Origin of the sequence: Mesorhizobium norvegicum (assembly GCF_004919685.1) — a bacterium.
GTDB lineage: Bacteria > Pseudomonadota > Alphaproteobacteria > Rhizobiales > Rhizobiaceae > Mesorhizobium > Mesorhizobium norvegicum.
Genome location: NZ_SMYZ01000082.1, coordinates 14,111 through 30,024 on the forward strand (window position 1 = coordinate 14,111; position 15,914 = coordinate 30,024).

The following is a 15,914-nucleotide window of genomic DNA, read 5'->3' on the forward strand; positions in this document are numbered from 1 at the left end:
GATTTAATCATAAGGCGAACGATCTAAAGTCGGATGGCACCTTATGAGTGACTTTGCTATTCTGGGTCGCACGGTTGGCCCTCAGCACCCCGAAATTCAGACGCTCTTGCGTCAGGCGCGGGATCAGCAGGCTCGCGTCTTGTGTTTGTGTCGGCATCCCGGTGTGCCGATGTACATGGCCGCCGTCGGCGAGGAATTGATCATCAAGCGCATGCCGAACACCGGCAAGGACCATGCGGTAGACTGTGATCGCTATGAACTGCCGCTCGCACTGTCGGGAAAGGCGGAGGTCCTAGGTCAAGCAATCGTCGAGGATCCAGCATCGGAGGCGGCGCGGCTGAAGCTGGCCTTCGCACTGACACAAGGCAAGGCGCGACTGGGACCATCCGGCGAGGGGACTTCCCACCACACAGTGAAGGCCGATCCGAAGAAGCTCACGCTGCGAGGCTTGCTCGACTATCTCTGGGAAGAGGCGGAGCTGACATTAATGGCACCCGGCTTTGTGGGAAAAAGAAATTGGGGAGTGGTCCGGAAATTTCTTTGGGGCGCGGCCGATGTGAAGTCGAGCCAGAAGTTCCAGTTGCGGGAGCTGCTGTTCATGCCGGCAATGTACTCCCCTGAGCACAAGGATCGGCTGGCGGCGGATCGGGAGCGGGCTTTCGCGGCGGCAGCTAAGGCGGAGCACAAGAAGATCGTGATCGGCATTGTGAAATCGCTCGATCCTGCCCGGTTTGGCGGCAAGCTATCGATCAAGCATATGCCCGACGCGCCGCTGTTCATGGATGAGAAAATGTTCAAGGCAGTGCCGAAGCGCTTTGCAGCAGAATTCGACCTGTGGCGACTGCACGAAAATTCGCACCTGATCCTCATCGCAACGGTCACGCAGAAGTCGTCCGGCATCCTGTCGATCGACGAAATCGGCTTTATGAACGTGACACAGAATTGGATCCCGTTTCAGCACAACGACGAAAAGGAATTGATCGAGGTCCTGACCGGGGAGCATCGGCGGTTTGTGAAAACGTTGCGCTATAACGTCCTGCCAGCGGTGCCGATGGCGTTCGGTCTTCTGACCGACGTTGACCAGCAGGGAACGGCGCTTTTTGTCGTACCGCATGATGCCAAGGAGGCCGTACGGTCGGAATTCGACCATCTGGTGTCTAGCTGCGAGCTTGAGACCTGGTGCTGGGACGCTAGCGGTCCCCGTCCGGCGCTGCCGGGCAAACAGCAGCGGGTTCCTGGGCCGGACAGCAGACCGGCCTTGGAATATCGACCCAACACGTGAAAAGCGAAAGTCCGTGCGAGGGCCGTGACCAGGGGGGCGAAAAGGAAAATGCCATGCTGAAAAAATTCGAGATGGATCCGGGAACGGGCATCGTGATCGCAACAGTCCTGATTTTGGTGCTGTCCGGCGCCCGGCTTCTAAATCAGTGGGACAGTCTATCGTTTTGGCGAGAGCCGGGGCTGATCGCGAGTATTATTCTCGGCTTGATTTCGGCGATTGCGCCTGCCGTGGCGTTCGTGATGTGGCGGCGGCCTCAGCGGGATGTCAGGCATGATCAAGCCCGCCGGGGACCGATTATCGATTCGCAGGTGGATTCGAAGACTGACCAGCCGCGTTAGATGCGTTGCGGATGTTGTGGAGGATGATGGCATTCGGATCGGGAACGTTGGCGAACTGCCACAGGCCAAGGTGCTGCTTTTTAGCGACCTCCTGCGCGACAATATAGGGAGCGTGAACCGGAGTGCCGTTCGGAGTGATGGCCGCAAAGGCCCAGCCTGTTGAGATCAGCGCCGTGCCGAGATCGATGCGAGAACCGGCCGCGGATCCTGAGATAGGCTGTGCAAGGCAGACGACGAAGCGCGTTTTGGTCGCGACCTGCCAGGCGGCCGTGTAGCACTGGGGTTTGAGATCCCGGATAAGAGAGACGAGCATGGCGAGGCTGGCCTCGCCGCAATCGACACGCCCCCCTGCCGCATTTGTGAAATAAGTGCCTCGCAGGCAGGCTTGAACGCCGTAGAGACGGTGGGTCTCGCCGGCATAGGTCCAGGTGTCGCCGGTGCTGAAAGATGCTGTGGCGGGGATTTGAAACCAGGGATTGGGTTTGTCCTCGGCCCGTGCCGGAACATTGGCGAGGACGGCCGCGAGAAGGCCAACGGCCGAGAAGCCACGCTTCATCATTGATACCTGCTCAGATCGAACCAGAAGCGCTGTTTGCCGTCTGTGGTCGTGAGATCGAGATAGTTTGGCTCCGTCCTCTTCTCGCGCGGCGTCACGGCGGATGTTGGACGCGCACCAAAACCCGAGCCTCTCGGGTAAGTGCCCCATGAGGCATTCGTTGCATTCCGCGGCGCGCAGAAAGCGCCGTTGCTGTCGGGCTTGTAGACAGTTTGTGAGCGAGAGCTGTTGTCGCTTCCGCCCGATTCCGTCTCGGGCGAGACGGCGATCGTGCCGTCCGGGCAGGGTTTGAATTTCTCATATCCGATACGACCGGAACTGCCGGCCTCGGGGCACTGAGGCCAGGGCTCCCCATGCGCGACCATACGGAAAGCCCGCTCGACCGGAGGCACACATTCCCCGACGCTCGCCCAACCCTGCGGGTTGAGGATGCACAGCAAAACCTTGCAGCCAAAATCATCAGCATGGGCCGGCGCCACCGACAGAGCCGACAAGGTCGGCAAAAACGCCACAACGGAAAGAACCCTGCTCATTTTCATTGCGCCAACCTCATTTTCGCGATTGCGGTTCATCGATTCATTGTATTAATTCAGCATTTCAGAATCGGCAACGGCGCAGGATTATTTTAATGATTCGATCCCGCAAAACAGTACTGGCCGTGGGTGCGATCCTGGTGACGTGCCAAGCAGCGTCTGCGCAGGAAGCTTCCGGGAAGTTCCAGGGCAACGTCACCGCACGTACCGGTCGCATCGTCATCGCGGCTGTCGACGCAAAGGGCCGGGTGATGCCGGCCTTTGAGGTTGAGAGCTATGACGTGCAGCGGATCGGTGCGGCGGGAAGCGCTGACAGCGCGGCCGCTACAGTGACATCGACCAAGGCTGACAACCCCTGCCCCGGCGTCGCTGCCCTGTCGAAGGAAGAGGGACAGCGTATCGTCGAAACGGTTGCGCGCCAGCAAGGCTTTGCCCCACCGCTCGTCCTCGCGGTTGCCCGGGCCGAAAGCCGCTTCAATTCCGGTGCGCTATCGCCCAAAGGTGCCTATGGCCTGATGCAACTTCTGCCGTCCACGGCAGCAAGCTACGGGGTCGATATCTGCGATCCCGCGGATAATGTAAAAGGTGGGATCGGCTTTCTGCGGGATCTGCATCGCAGGTTTCCGAATCCGATATACATGCTCGCCGCCTACAATGCCGGCGAGGTCGCGGTTTTCAAATACAAGGGCGTGCCGCCCTACTCCGAGACGGTTGGCTACGTCGCCAACGTCATCAACGATTTCTACCAATGGCCATCGGTCGGGTCTGAGGCAGTGATGCCCGCAGGGGCGGTGCCCCTTGACCTGGCCGGCGCTCAACCGGCTGCGGCCGGCGCGACGGATCAACAAAATGATCCGACATCCCGCCCCAACTCCCGCAATGGCGGCACCACGACGTCTCGCGAAGCGACGGCGCCGGTCTGGCAGGGCGGGATGGTGCAAAACTTTGACTGAGGAGAAGCTTTGATGACCATGTGGAAGATGATTGCGACACGCAGCGCTGGTGTGGCGATGCCGCTCATGCTCTTGGCAACGCAGGCGCTGGCCGGAGGCGGAAATCTCCAGCCGGTGCAAAGCACGCTGCAGACGTTGGTGCAGACCCTGACCGGGCCGATCGCGACGGCTTTGGCGGTTCTGTTCTGCATTTTCATGGGCTTCATGGCCTGGGCGGCACGCCTGTCATGGTTTGTGGCTGGAAGCTGGGTCTTGGGTATCGTGCTGGTCTTCGGCTCGGCTCAGATCGTCGAATTCTTTCAATCCGCGGTCGGCAGGTGATCGGCATGGCAGACGGCCGGATCGATCCTGGCGAGCCCAGATTGTTGATCACTCCTCTCGTCAAGGGCTTGACCCGAGCGCCGACGGTGCTCGGCATCCCCTACGAGCTAGCGGGGTTCATCGGCGTGTTGACCGCTGTCGTGTTCCTCGCAACCCATAATCTAATCATGCTCTGTATCTGCGTGCCGCTCTATGCGGTTGCCAGGATCGCGATCATGCGCGATCCCATGTTCATCGAGATCATGTTCATCCGTTCACGAAAGATGCCGCCCCGGAGCGCCAGCTTCTGGGCCGCGCGCAGTTACCGGGTGTGACGTGGCGATCGCACGGGCTCTTCGCGATGAACTGAGTTTCGGGGCCGTATCTCGTCGGGAGAACCCGGTTTCGGCCCATATACCCTACTCGCGGCATGTGTCCGACGAGGTGATCAAGACGCAGGACGGCATGTTGATGTCCTTCGTTCACATGAGCGGGCTATGCTTCGAGACGATCGATATCGCCGAGATCAATTCGCGCCTGCTCGGTCGCAACGATCTCATTCGGGGGTTGGCGAATTCCCGCTATGCGATCTACTCGCATATCCTGCGCCGCGAGGTGAAGCCGGCGATCGAGTCAAGCTTCGAGAATAAGTTCTGCCAAGAGCTGGATCAGCGCTATACGGCGACCCTGCGCACCCAGCGCATGTTTGTGAACGACATCTACCTGACGATCGTGCGGCGCGAACTGCAGGGAACCGTCGGGACAGCGGATCTTGTGATCCGCAAGCTTTTGGGACGCAGGGCGGCGGACGGTCGCACTTCGAGCGAGGAGCGGTCGCTGATCGAACTCACGGATGTGTTGAAAGCCGTCCGAGAGAGCCTGCAGGCGTATGGCGCGCGGGTTCTGAGCGTCGTCAAGCGCAATGACGTTTGGCATTCCGAGCCGCTGGAATTCCTGGTGCAGCTCGTCAATGGCGGGTTTCCGCGGCCGATGGCACTGCCGCGCATGAAGCTTGCGGAGGCGCTGGCGACCAAGCGGCTATTCTTCGGCCCGAATGCGCTGGAAATTCGCGGGGCGTTTCCTGGCGAAACGCGATACGGCGCCATCATTTCGGTAGGCGAGTACCCTTCCATTACGGGACCGGGGATGCTCAACCCCATGCTGAGGGTGCCGCACGAATTCATCGTGACGCAATCCTTCGCCATCATCGACAAGCCCCAGGCGCTGACCCAGATGGAGCGGGTCGGGCGCAAGATCGACATGTCGGATGAGGCCGGCTCGATCGTGGCCGATCAACTCGGCGAAGCGCGCGATGAGCTTTTATCTTCGGAAGCGCTCTATGGTTTGCATCATCTCACGGTGCTGTGCCTTGGGAAAACCATGGACGACGTGGCGCGCTGCGTGACCGACGTCGGCACCGCGCTGACGGAGGTGTCCGCCCTGTGGGTTCGCGAGGACCTCAATTGTGAACCAGCGTTCTGGGCCACCCTGCCCGGCAATTTCGCCTATGTGGCGCGCAAGGCGATGATCTCATCGAAGAACATGGCGGGCTTCTCCGCCTTTCATAACTATCCGAGCGGCCGGGCTGGCGGGGTGCATTGGGGAACGCCGATAAGCGTCCTCGAGACGACGTCGCAAACGGCCTACTTCTTCAACTTCCATGTTCGAGACCTCGGCAATTTCACTCTGAACGGTCCCTCGGGCTCGGGCAAGACGGTCTTGCTCGGCTTTCTCGCGGCACAGGCGCAGCGCATCACGCCGCGCCCCAAGCTGGTGATGATCGACAAGGACCGCGGCCTGGATATCTTCGTGCGGTCGCTTGGCGGCCGCTATGAGGTTCTGAAGGCCGGGGAGCCTTCCGGCTTCAATCCGTTGCGCCTGCCCGATACGCCGCGCAACCGGGATTTTCTCTTCCAGCTTTTCAGCTTCATGCTGCGTCGATCCGACGGACACGCCCACTCGACGCGCGAGGAGCAAGTCATCCGCAACGCGATCGCCCAGGTGGCGAGCGCGCCGCCGGAAGGTCGAACCATGGAGGAGTTCGCCGAGCTGTTGCGCGGTGCGATGCGCGCCGGCGATGACGATCTCTATTCGCGCTTGCAGCCATGGATGAGGCCGGATCAGCGCGGTTGGTTGTTCAACAACGCGGAAGACTCGTTTTCGATGTCGTCCATTTTTGGCTTCGACATGACGAGCGTGTTGAGCGACGCAACGACCAGCACGGCGGCCTTGCTCTATATCTTCCATCGCATCGAGGAGCTGCTTGACGGGCAACCGGTCATGATCTTCCTCGATGAAGGCTGGAAGCTCCTGGACAATGATATTTTCAGCTACTTCATCAAGGACAAGCTGAAAACCATTCGAAAGTTGAATGGCATCATTGGTTTCGGCACGCAGTCTGCGGCGGATATCGTGAAGTCGTCGATCGCCAACACGCTGATCGAACAGACGCCGACCAATATCTTTTTCCCCAACCCGAAGGCCGATGAAGAATCGCACAGGGCGTTCGGGCTGTCGGAGCGCGAGATCAAATGGATTCGCGAAACCCCGCCCGAAGCCCGCAAATTCCTGATCAAGCATGACCAGGACAGCGTCATCGCGCGCCTCAATCTCGGCGCGATGCCTGACGCGATCAAGATCCTCTCCGGTCGAATTGAGACGGTTCAGGAGCTCGACGCGCTGCGCGCGCGCGTCGGCGACGATCCGCAGGTCTGGTTGCCAATCTTTCTTGGGAGGGACCCGGAATGAAGACCATCATGGGCGCGACGGCCGCCCTTGTCACAATTTTCGAGTTATCGACGGCCATGGCGGCCGTGCCGGTTTCTGACAGCCCTATTCTGTCGCAGCGGAGCGAGGACAAGGCCGACACGGTTCAGATCAAGCTCATCCAGGAGGACACGAAGTCCGCCACGCAGGGCGTCAATTGCTCGGTGACGACGCCCAAAAAGGCGCAGAACGTGAAGAGCCCGAAGGCTTCGGTCGATCCGGCGAGTGGCAGGGCGTCCTTGGAACAGGCCAATCCCGACATCAAGGGCTCTTCGGCGTTCGCCTCAACCGTGTCGGAGTCGGGCGCTGTCGGCGGCAATGCCGGTGAAAGAAGCCTGCTCGACAGCACCGGTCAGGTTCTCGGCGGCATGAACGGCAGCATGTCGACCGTGGTCCCCAATAGGCGGGTTTTCGAGACCATGGGGCAGGATATCGGGACCGACAAAACGGTCATGGAAGCCTTCGACCGCAACAGCGCAATCCGCGCCCAAGGCGGGCTGACTTTCAACGAGGTGATCCAGGCAACCGGGTTCTTCGCCCAAGCTTTCAACGTGCGCAACATCGGCACTGCCACACTGACGAGCCGCGGATCCTCCGGCCTGGTGGTGCCCACTCCTGCGTCCCCGCCGCCTGGCTCCAGTGGCGCGACGAGCTGCCCCGGGGGGTCGAGTGGCATCGGCAAAGCCGGCAACCCATGCTGCTCGTCGACGGACAGCGCATGCCCGGCGCCGCGCACGACCGACACGGTTGAAAACGTATCGCCCATGCTTTCGCAAATCCAAAGGGACGCGAACAGCGCCCCCGTCACCATGACGACCGACGAACTGATGTCGGCTGTCAAGCAATATCAGGCTCAATAGGAGACAGGGCTATGCGTGGAATTGCGTTAACAGCGGCACTCTTGCTTGGCTTTGGCGGGATCGCCTTTGCGCAGGTGCCTACGATCGACGAGGCCAATCTGGAGCAGGCTCGGCAGATTGCATCGGCCACGAGCGAGATCCTCAGCACCGACCGCAACATCATGAACTATACGCAAAAGACGCTCCAGGCCGTCACGGGCGACCGGTCGAGCCAGGCCGGCGAGCTGGCGCAAATGGCCTTGGGCAATGGCGGCTTCTCCATGGGGGACGCGCCCTCGCTTGGTAGCGTGATCTCGGGTGGCTCGTTGTCGTTCGCCGGCCTCGGCAACGGATCGCAGGGGATCGTTTCGAACCTGATCAACGGCCTACAGCTGGTGAAAACCATCTCGGGTCTGATCAATGGCCAGACGACGCAGATGGATAAGAACTACAGCGCCCTGGTGAACGTCGCGGCCACGGTCACCGGACTGGTCGACTCCTCGCAAAACGGGGTGAAGACGCGTTCCAACGCTTTTCAGTCGGGCGCTCAGCGGATCGGCACGGCGCAGGACATCAAGGGCTCGATCGATCAGAACAGCCAGATCATGGTGCAAACCGGTCTGACCGTGAACGAGCTGATCGGCGCGGTGAACACCGCAACGGCGGCTGCCAACCAGGAAAACATCGATCGTATGAACCTGATCACCCAGGCCTCGCGGGGGCTCGAATACAAATCCGGCCAATGACGGTGCGCTTGCTTCTATCAGCGGCCGCCATCATTGGCGCCGTCGCGACCTCCGGGTGCGGCCACAAGCCGCTCAAGGCTCCATGCTCGCGCGACGAGGGACCGATGCAGCCCCTGGGGTTCGCGGCGCCCGAACCAAAAACAGAAGCGGCGAAGCCATTTGAGTGCGGTCCGATGAAGGCACTCAATAGCGATCCATCTCTATTTCCAGGTGGGATGGCGAAAAAATGAACTTCAATATCACGACGCTTCTCCAACAGGTCGACCGGTTCGGCAATAACTACGTATCGCAAGCCTACCAAAACCTCGCGTCCGCCTTGACCGGCGGCGGACAGGTGGGTGTCGCCGGCCTGATGCTGACGCTGTACGTGATATTTTGGGCCATCAGCGTCTGGCAGGGAACCTCGACCGGATCGGGAAAAGAGATGGTCTGGCGCCTGTTCCGCGCCTTCGTCATCTACGCTCTGGCGACGAGTTGGGGGGACTTTCAAACATATGCCTATTCGTTCGCGAATGAGACACCTTCCGCGATCGGGAACAGCCTTCTCACGAGCGTGTCGGCCAATGTGACCGGGACATCGGCCGGGCTGAACTCCGTCAACTCCGTGCAGACCGCCCTGCAAAATATCTGGGATTCGCTCGCCAACTCCACCGCTGCCTTTATCAAGAGCCTAGGGGTGTTGAACTTCGGCGGCTACGTGCTGGCGGCAATCATCCTCGTCGTGGGCGCGCTGCTCATCGGTTATGCGATCTTCCTCATCATCCTGTCGAAGATCTTTCTTTGGCTTTTGCTGGCGCTCGCCCCAGTGTTCATCATTCTCATGCTGTTCGGCTACACGACCCGGTTCTTCGCTGGCTGGATAACCGCCATCGTGCAGTACATGTGTGTGCAGATTCTGGTCTACGCCTTCTGCGCCTTCTTCATCTCGATCACCCAGACCTATTTCGACGCGGTCAACCGGTCGAACGGCGCCGCGACAACGACCTTGACCGAAGCCGCGCCGCTGATCCTGATCTGCCTCGTCGGCGTGCTGCTGCTGTCGCAAATCACCAACGTTGCCGCCTCACTCGCAGGCGGAATTGGTATTGGAACGCCTTCGTTTGGGCGGTTTTACGGCGGGGCTTTCGGAGCGCTGGGCCAAGCCGGTCAGCGGACGCTGATGGGACGCATGGGCTGGAGCACGCGGCAGGAACGTTTGGCGGGTCGCGAGCGGGCGCGCGTGAGCCTCGCACAAAGAAGATACGAGAATTCAGCGGAATATGCGCGGCTTTCGCGAAAGCTGACGGATCCCGCATAGTTTTGGGGCACCAATGAGCGATGTGACGGAAAGCGCTGGGGGACCGGCGAAGGAAACCGAGTCTCCATTGCCGTACTACGTGGATGCGGCAATCTGGGAAAAAGATATCGCGCGGCGCAATCGCTGGTCGCGATCTCTGGCATGGTGTGTGGCAAGCGTCGCCTCGGTCATTGCCGTGGCAGCCGTGGGCGCACTGATCCTGGCGCTGCCGCTCAAGACCTATGAGCCCTACATGGTGGTGGTCGACAAATCCACCGGGTTTGTCGAGGTGAAGCGGCCGCTGGCTGACGGTCCTTTGCAGCAGGACGAGTCGATGGGGATGTTCGATATCGTCCGTTATGTGAAGGCTCGCGAGACCTACGATCCGAAGGCGCTGAAGGACAACTTCGACCTCGCGCAATTGCTGAGCGCCGGCGATGCCTCGAGAGAGCTCGTCGAGCTTTTCAGCCCGGCAAACAAGGTGACCAACCCCGTCGTGCTCTACGGGCGAAACACCGTCGTGGCTGTGACCGTGAAGTCCGTGACATTTCCTAACCAGAGGACCGCCCTGGTCCGGTTCATGACGGAGGAAAAGAGCCAGGCCAACACAGTGCAGCGGCATTGGGTGTCGTTGATCCGGTTCCGCTACACCGGCGCGCCAGCCAAAAACGAGATCCGCTTTCAAAATCCGCTCGGCTTTCAGGTGCTCGAATATCGGCGCGATCAGGAGACGGCGCCAGCACCCACCGCGGAGACTCCGCAATGAAGGTCGCCGGCATCCTGACGGCAATCGGGCTCGCCGTTTGCGCGGTCCAGCCAGCCCTTGCCGAGCAGACCCCTCGGGCGGGATCTCGTGACAGCCGCATTCGCTTCGTCTGGTATCAGAAGGACGATGTCGTGTCGGTGCCGGCGAGCTATGGCGCCTCGACCATGATCGAATTCGGTGATGACGAGAAAATCGAAACCCTCGGCGCTGGCGACGTACCGGCCTGGAGCATCGAGCCCAACAAGAAGGGCAATGTGCTGTTTGTGAAGCCGATCGAAAAGAATGCGGGCGGGAATCTCAACGTCCTGACGAACAAACGCAGCTACGTGTTCTTCCTCAACGGCGAGTTTCGGCCGGTTGCGCAACAAGTCTATGCGATCAAGTTCCGCTATCCCGAAGAGGCGTCGGACGCGGCGCTGATGGACGAAGCCCGGGCCCGGGCAGCGCAGCCGAACCGGCAAGGCTTCAGGGCGGAAAATGCCAACTCGTCCTATGCCTATAAGGGGTCGTCGGCAAATAAGCCCCTCGTGATCTACGACGACGGCGCGAAGACCTGGTTCCGCTTCGATCCGGCAAGAGAGGTGCCGGCGATCTATGTCGTCGATAGCGAGCGCAATGAAACCCTTGTGAATTATCGCCGCGAGGGCGCGTACATCGTCGTCGACAAGGTCAATTACCAATGGACCCTGCGCAATGGCAACGAAGCAACCTGCGTCTTCAATTTGAGACTGAACAATGTAAACGAACCGACCGGGCTTGACCCTTACGAGCCGCAGCGTGTCGGCGGTGGGGCTGTTCGGAAAGTGAGGGGACCCGATGCCATCTCCCAATGAGTACAGAATGCTCGCTGAGGAGGGCACGGCGGTCGCCGCGCCAAAATTCGGGGCAAGCACATTGTTCAAGATCGCCGTGCCGCTGGGTGCGGTGGTCTTCGCCGGCTGGATGATCTATGCGGCGACGCGTGCGTCGGACAAGCCGCTGTTGACGGCGTCGGATGGCGAGGAGTTTCACACCACACAGTTTCCCGCACCTGGGCTCGATACGCCGCGTCCCCAGCTTGATAACGGCACCCTGAAAATCTCGACGGCTCCCGAGGAGCCGCCGGCGGCACCAGCGCAGCCGCCGTCCACGATCGAGGCTCCCCCTCCCCCTCCGCCAGCATTGCAACCGCCTGCGGCTCCACAGCAGGTTCAGGACGATTCCGAGGCCCGGCGTCTGGCTGAGGAAGAACGGCGCAGGCAGGAAGAAGAGGAGCGCCGCAAATGGGAGCGCCTGCGCGCCAAGCAGCTCGTCGTCGATAGCGGCGATACGCCTGGCAGTGCATCAGCACTGGGCGGCAATGGAACGGATCCAGCGGCGGCCGGGAACGCAGGCGAGGGCGAGGAGGACCCCAATCGGCGTTTTTTGGCACGGGCGAGCCAGAGCGGAGCGGATACATCGAAGGCCACGATGAACCCGCGCACCGACGCTCTGGTCGCCCAGGGGACGATGATCAAGGGCGTGCTCGAGACCGCGATCCAGAGCGATCTTGCCGGTATGGTTCGGGCTATCGTGTCGGAGGATGTATGGTCGTTCGACGGTCGCAGGGTTTTGATCCCCGGTGGCTCCCGCCTTATCGGTGAATATCGCAGTGGCCTCGCAACCGGCCAAACGCGGGTGTTCATTGTGTGGACACGCCTGCTTCGATCGGACGGCATGTCGGTGCAACTCGGTTCGACCGGCACCGACGAGCTCGGTCGCAGCGGCATGCCGGGCGAGGTCGACAACCATTATTTCGAGCGGTTCGGCTCGGCGATCCTTCTAAGTGTCGTGGGCGGCGCGACCCAGTTCATCGCCAACCTTGGCAATGACCAGAACGGGTCGAACACCAATCAGACCTATACTGATCCGCAGACCGGACAGACGGTGACAGCGCAGACGCAACCCAACCAGTACATGCAGAGCGCCCGCCAGATCGGCGCGCAACAGATTTCGCAAAGCCTCAACCGCATTGCCGAAGAGGCGCTTCGCAACTCGATCAATATCGCGCCCACGATCCACGTCGATCAGGGGTCGCGCATCATGGTGTTCGTGCGCCGCGACCTCGATTTTTCGGAGTTCTATCCGGACCCGGTACGCGAGGCTTTGAGGGAGATACGACGTGAGCGGGCAGCAAAGAACCGTCTTTCTAAATAAGGCGCTGGGGCCCGTGCGGCGCTGGCTCGATGACGAGCGCGTGGTGGAAATCTGTGCGAACGGGCCTGGACTTGTATGGGTCGAAATCGTTGGCTCCGCCCATATGGAGCCCTTCGACGTGCCTGAGCTCGACCGCGCCGCGATCACATACCTCATGGAACGTATAGCGGCATCATCCTCCCAGTCGGTCAGCGAGGAAAATCCCTTGCTTTCGGCCGCCCTCCCCGGCGGCGAACGTTTTCAAGGCGTGCTTGCGCCGGCAACCCCGACAGGGGGCGCCTTCGCGATCCGCAAGCAGGTGGTGAAGGATATGCGCCTTGAGGATTATCGGAAGCGGGGGGCGTTCGATACGATCTCCGTCCAGGATCCCGGCGACTTGAGCGAGACTGACAGCGCCCTTTGCGAATATCTCGACGCCGGCAAGATCGAGGATTTCCTCCGCTTGGCCGTGCGCGAACGTTATTCGATCTTGCTTTCGGGAGGCACATCGTCGGGCAAAACGACATTTTTGAACGCGATTTTGCACGAGGTGCCTTCGGATGAGCGTATTCTCACGATTGAGGATACGCGCGAGGTCAAACCCCACCAGCCCAACTATCTGCCCCTCGTCGCGTCAAAGGGCGACCAGGGCCTGGCGCGCGTGACCGTTGAAACGCTGCTGCAGGCGGCGATGCGCTTGCGGCCGGATCGAATCTTCCTGGGCGAGATCCGGGGAGCGGAAGCCTATTCGTTCTTGCGCGCCGTCAACACGGGTCATCCCGGATCGATCACGACGATCCATGCGGACAGCCCGGCCGGTGCGTTCGAGCAGCTGGCTTTGATGGTCATGCAGGCCGGGCTCGGGCTGAGCAAGGCGGAGATCATCGATTACGTGCGGTCGGTCCTGCCGATTGTGATCCAACAGACGCGCCGGGGCGGCTGGCGCGGAACCTCGGCGATCTGGTTCAACCGCATGACTGAGTGGAGAGCCGCCAGAAAGGTTCCCCAGAATGTCTCGCTTATTGGCTTATAGGCTTTTCCTCGGCCTCATCGGCCTCGCCGCCTTCTTTGCTCTTTGGAGCCTGGCCTACGAGCTGGTGGCGACATGGCGTTGGAATCCCGCCCTCCCTTCCGAAGGCGCCTCGCGCTGGGGGCTTGTAAAGTACCAGAACGCGCAACGCAGCCTGAGCGGCCTGTTCGTTGCCTGGCAGCATTTCAGCCAGCGCCTGGCCTATCATCCCACGCAGGGCGAGACGATCATTCGGGGCGCGATCGCGGTCGCGGTTGTCGTGGCGATCGGCGTCGGCCTGATCTTTGCAAGCCTGATCAACCGCAAGCCAAAGCACTACGGCGATGCACGGTTCGGCACGATCATGGACGCCGAAAGGCAAAACCTGCTGGCAAAGCAAGGCTTGATCCTCGGCAAGATGGGTGGGGCGACGATCCGCTCGGATGATCCCGCGCACGTCCTGGTGGTCGGGCCGACCCGATCCGGCAAGGGCGTCAGCTTTGTCATACCGAACGGTTATATGTGGCGAGGATCCTCTGTGTGGTTCGATCCTAAGCGGGAAAACTTCGAGGCGTTCGGTGCGCACCGGCAGGCTCTCGGCGACAAGGTCTTTTTCTTTTCCCCCGGCGAGCGGGACTCGCATCGCTATAATCCGCTGGATTTCATCCGGCGCGATGCGCGCATGCCGACGGACTGCGCGGTGGTCTCCTCCTTCATCATCCCGGAGGCGACAGGAAGTTCCGAGATCTGGGCGCGCGCCGGCCGGCAGCTGCTTGCGGCCATGATCGGCTATGTCCTGACATCGCCGCGTTATGAGGGGCAGCGTCATTTGCGCGCCGTCGCGATGCTTCTTTCGACCGGCGTGGACTTTCTGAGGGTGCTGACGAATATCCGTAATGACGAGGAAAAATATCTGCCGTCGTGGGTCCTGCACGGGCTCAACCAGTTCATTGCGCTGGAAAAGGAAACGCGAAACTCGGCCTACTTCAACCTGACGGCGGCTCTCAACCCCTGGACCAATGATCTCGTTGCGGCCGCTACGGCGTCGACCGATTTCGATATCTCGAAGCTTCGCAAGGACCCGACGGCCCTCTTCATCGGCTGCTCGGTGGCGCAGCTCGACGTGTTCCGGCCCATCATCAAAATCCTGGTTCAGCAAATCCATGATGTGTTGATGGCCTCCTTGCCGGGCCCGGACGAGCCCTACCAGGTCCTGGTGATGATCGACGAGTTTCGCCAACTCGGCAAAATGGAGTCTATCGTGTCCAAGCTAGCGATCAACGCGGGCTATGGCTTCCGCATGGTCCTGGTCCTGCAGGACCTCGCCCAGCTCGACGAGGTCTATGGTAAAGCGACGCGGCAGACCACTGTGTCCGCGTGCCAGGTGAAGCTTTTCATCCGCATGAACGACGTGGAGACCTCGGAATATGTCTCTGTAATGCTGGGACCGACCACGATCGAGGTGCCCACGCCGATCATCAGGGCCGGTCAAGGTATATTTGGAGGTCGAGACAAGAGTTTAAGTTACCAGGAAAGGCCGTTCCGGACGGCGGCGGAGCTTCGACAGATGCCGGCGAAGCAGGCCGTAGTTCTGGTCATGAGCGCACCTGGTTTCATGGTGCGCAAGATCACCCATTATAAGGACGCTCCCTATAAGGCGACCTACCAGGAGTTTCGGCACCGGCGCTTGAAGGTTCCGCCTCTCTCACGATGGCAGGATCTTCCGCTGCGCTCCATGGCGGAGGTCGAAGCGGCGGCTAGCAATGCGCCGGCGGCACCTTTCGAGTTGGGGGAACCCGATACCGTCGAAGCGCCGGTTTCGGGCGATACAGCCTATGCCGAGGCGGTGCCGCCTGCGAATGGTGCGGCGGCTGAAAGGGCTGGTCCCGTCGGGTTAAAGCCGAAAGTAAAGAGCGGCAGCGCGGACGCACCACAGGCGCTGCCAAGCTCAGGCCTTCCAACGGGCGGTGAGGCTGAAGCAAAGAGCGAGGTCGCCGCTGAAGTTCCGGAGTTGAAGCCGAAGCGGACCGCTCAGACAGCCGATGATGCGCCGAGGCCGCTTCCCACCCTTGGCCGGCGATCGGCGCCGGCAGCATCAAAGGCGTCTGACCCGAGTGCGTCTGAAGGCAAGGCGAGTATCTTGCAATTCCAAGTCCGGCCGGGAAACAAGTCCACGTCGATCGCCGCGCTGCTCGCATCGCTCGATCAGGAAGTGGAGGCCGGCGCTCGTTCCCTGTCACCGTCAGTGGATAGCGGAGATGTCGACGGGGTACCGTCAGCCGCTCTTGAGGCGCTGCAGGATCAAATTAGACGTCACGGCGATCGCTAGGACGTGAAATTCAGTTGAAATGAGCGATTTGTGCGTTCGGTACTTATGTCGAGTGTGAGAACCAGAC

Annotated in this window: 16 protein-coding genes; 14 read left to right on the forward strand and 2 right to left on the reverse strand. The window is 60.8% G+C overall.

From position 1 onward, the window contains the following. Positions 1-43: 43 nt before the first annotated feature. Together FCU66_RS30935 and FCU66_RS30940 are read left to right on the forward strand one after the other, a co-directional pair. A complete protein-coding gene (locus FCU66_RS30935) occupies positions 44-1,282 on the forward strand; it encodes a DUF1173 family protein (protein WP_136621833.1) in 1,239 nt (412 codons plus the stop codon). 53 nt (positions 1,283-1,335) lie between these two features. After that, entirely contained in the window at positions 1,336-1,620 is a 285-nt protein-coding gene (locus FCU66_RS30940; protein WP_136621832.1) for a hypothetical protein, read from the forward strand. Here FCU66_RS30940 and FCU66_RS30945 read toward each other — a convergent pair. Continuing rightward, positions 1,577-2,176 (reverse strand): thermonuclease family protein, encoded by a 600-nt coding sequence (locus FCU66_RS30945; RefSeq protein ID WP_136621847.1) that lies wholly within the window; start codon positions 2,174-2,176, stop codon positions 1,577-1,579. The two genes, FCU66_RS30940 and FCU66_RS30945, sit on opposite strands and share 44 nt — an antisense overlap. Continuing rightward, positions 2,176-2,748 (reverse strand): hypothetical protein, encoded by a 573-nt coding sequence (locus tag FCU66_RS30950; protein ID WP_136621831.1) that lies wholly within the window; start codon positions 2,746-2,748, stop codon positions 2,176-2,178. Before FCU66_RS30950 ends, FCU66_RS30945 begins: the two co-directional genes overlap by 1 nt. A 56-nt stretch (positions 2,749-2,804) precedes the next feature. Here FCU66_RS30950 and FCU66_RS30955 point away from each other — a divergent pair, with 56 nt between their 5' ends. From FCU66_RS30955 to FCU66_RS31010, 12 genes are all read left to right on the forward strand, one after another. Continuing rightward, a complete protein-coding gene (locus FCU66_RS30955; RefSeq protein WP_136621830.1) occupies positions 2,805-3,662 on the forward strand; it encodes a lytic transglycosylase domain-containing protein in 858 nt (285 codons plus the stop codon). 12 nt (positions 3,663-3,674) lie between these two features. Continuing rightward, the gene (locus FCU66_RS30960; protein WP_136621829.1) at positions 3,675-3,983 is read left to right on the forward strand and encodes a TrbC/VirB2 family type IV secretion system protein; all 309 of its coding nucleotides are present in this window, start codon (positions 3,675-3,677) and stop codon (positions 3,981-3,983) included. 5 nt (positions 3,984-3,988) lie between these two features. Then, positions 3,989-4,297, forward strand: a complete 309-nt coding sequence (locus FCU66_RS30965; RefSeq protein WP_136621828.1) for a VirB3 family type IV secretion system protein — start codon at positions 3,989-3,991, stop codon at positions 4,295-4,297. A 1-nt stretch (position 4,298) separates the two neighbouring features. Continuing rightward, entirely contained in the window at positions 4,299-6,710 is a 2,412-nt protein-coding gene (locus FCU66_RS30970) for a VirB4 family type IV secretion/conjugal transfer ATPase (protein ID WP_136621827.1), read from the forward strand. Continuing rightward, complete coding sequence (locus tag FCU66_RS30975) at positions 6,707-7,588, forward strand: hypothetical protein (RefSeq protein ID WP_136621826.1); 882 nt, start codon at positions 6,707-6,709, stop codon at positions 7,586-7,588. Before FCU66_RS30970 ends, FCU66_RS30975 begins: the two co-directional genes overlap by 4 nt. Positions 7,589-7,629: 41 nt before the next feature. After that, the gene (locus tag FCU66_RS30980) at positions 7,630-8,313 is read left to right on the forward strand and encodes a type IV secretion system protein (RefSeq protein WP_246094106.1); all 684 of its coding nucleotides are present in this window, start codon (positions 7,630-7,632) and stop codon (positions 8,311-8,313) included. A 226-nt stretch (positions 8,314-8,539) separates the two neighbouring features. Then, positions 8,540-9,610, forward strand: a complete 1,071-nt coding sequence (locus tag FCU66_RS30985; RefSeq protein ID WP_136621824.1) for a TrbL/VirB6 family protein — start codon at positions 8,540-8,542, stop codon at positions 9,608-9,610. 13 nt (positions 9,611-9,623) lie between these two features. Beyond that, entirely contained in the window at positions 9,624-10,355 is a 732-nt protein-coding gene (locus FCU66_RS30990) for a VirB8 family type IV secretion system protein (RefSeq protein WP_136621823.1), read from the forward strand. Further along, positions 10,352-11,188 carry a P-type conjugative transfer protein VirB9 gene (virB9, locus tag FCU66_RS30995; RefSeq protein WP_136621822.1) on the forward strand — a complete coding sequence of 279 codons (837 nt, stop codon included), beginning with the start codon at positions 10,352-10,354 and terminating at the stop codon, positions 11,186-11,188. Before FCU66_RS30990 ends, virB9 begins: the two co-directional genes overlap by 4 nt. A 7-nt stretch (positions 11,189-11,195) precedes the next feature. After that, positions 11,196-12,530: a type IV secretion system protein VirB10 gene (gene virB10, locus FCU66_RS31000; protein WP_246094107.1), complete on the forward strand. Its 1,335-nt coding sequence runs from the start codon at positions 11,196-11,198 to the stop codon at positions 12,528-12,530. Continuing rightward, positions 12,496-13,542 (forward strand): P-type DNA transfer ATPase VirB11, encoded by a 1,047-nt coding sequence (gene virB11 / locus FCU66_RS31005; RefSeq protein WP_136621820.1) that lies wholly within the window; start codon positions 12,496-12,498, stop codon positions 13,540-13,542. Before virB10 ends, virB11 begins: the two co-directional genes overlap by 35 nt. Next, positions 13,520-15,847, forward strand: coding sequence for a type IV secretory system conjugative DNA transfer family protein (locus tag FCU66_RS31010; protein WP_136621819.1), 2,328 nt, complete (start codon positions 13,520-13,522; stop codon positions 15,845-15,847). Before virB11 ends, FCU66_RS31010 begins: the two co-directional genes overlap by 23 nt. The last annotated feature ends 67 nt before the right edge of the window (positions 15,848-15,914 follow it).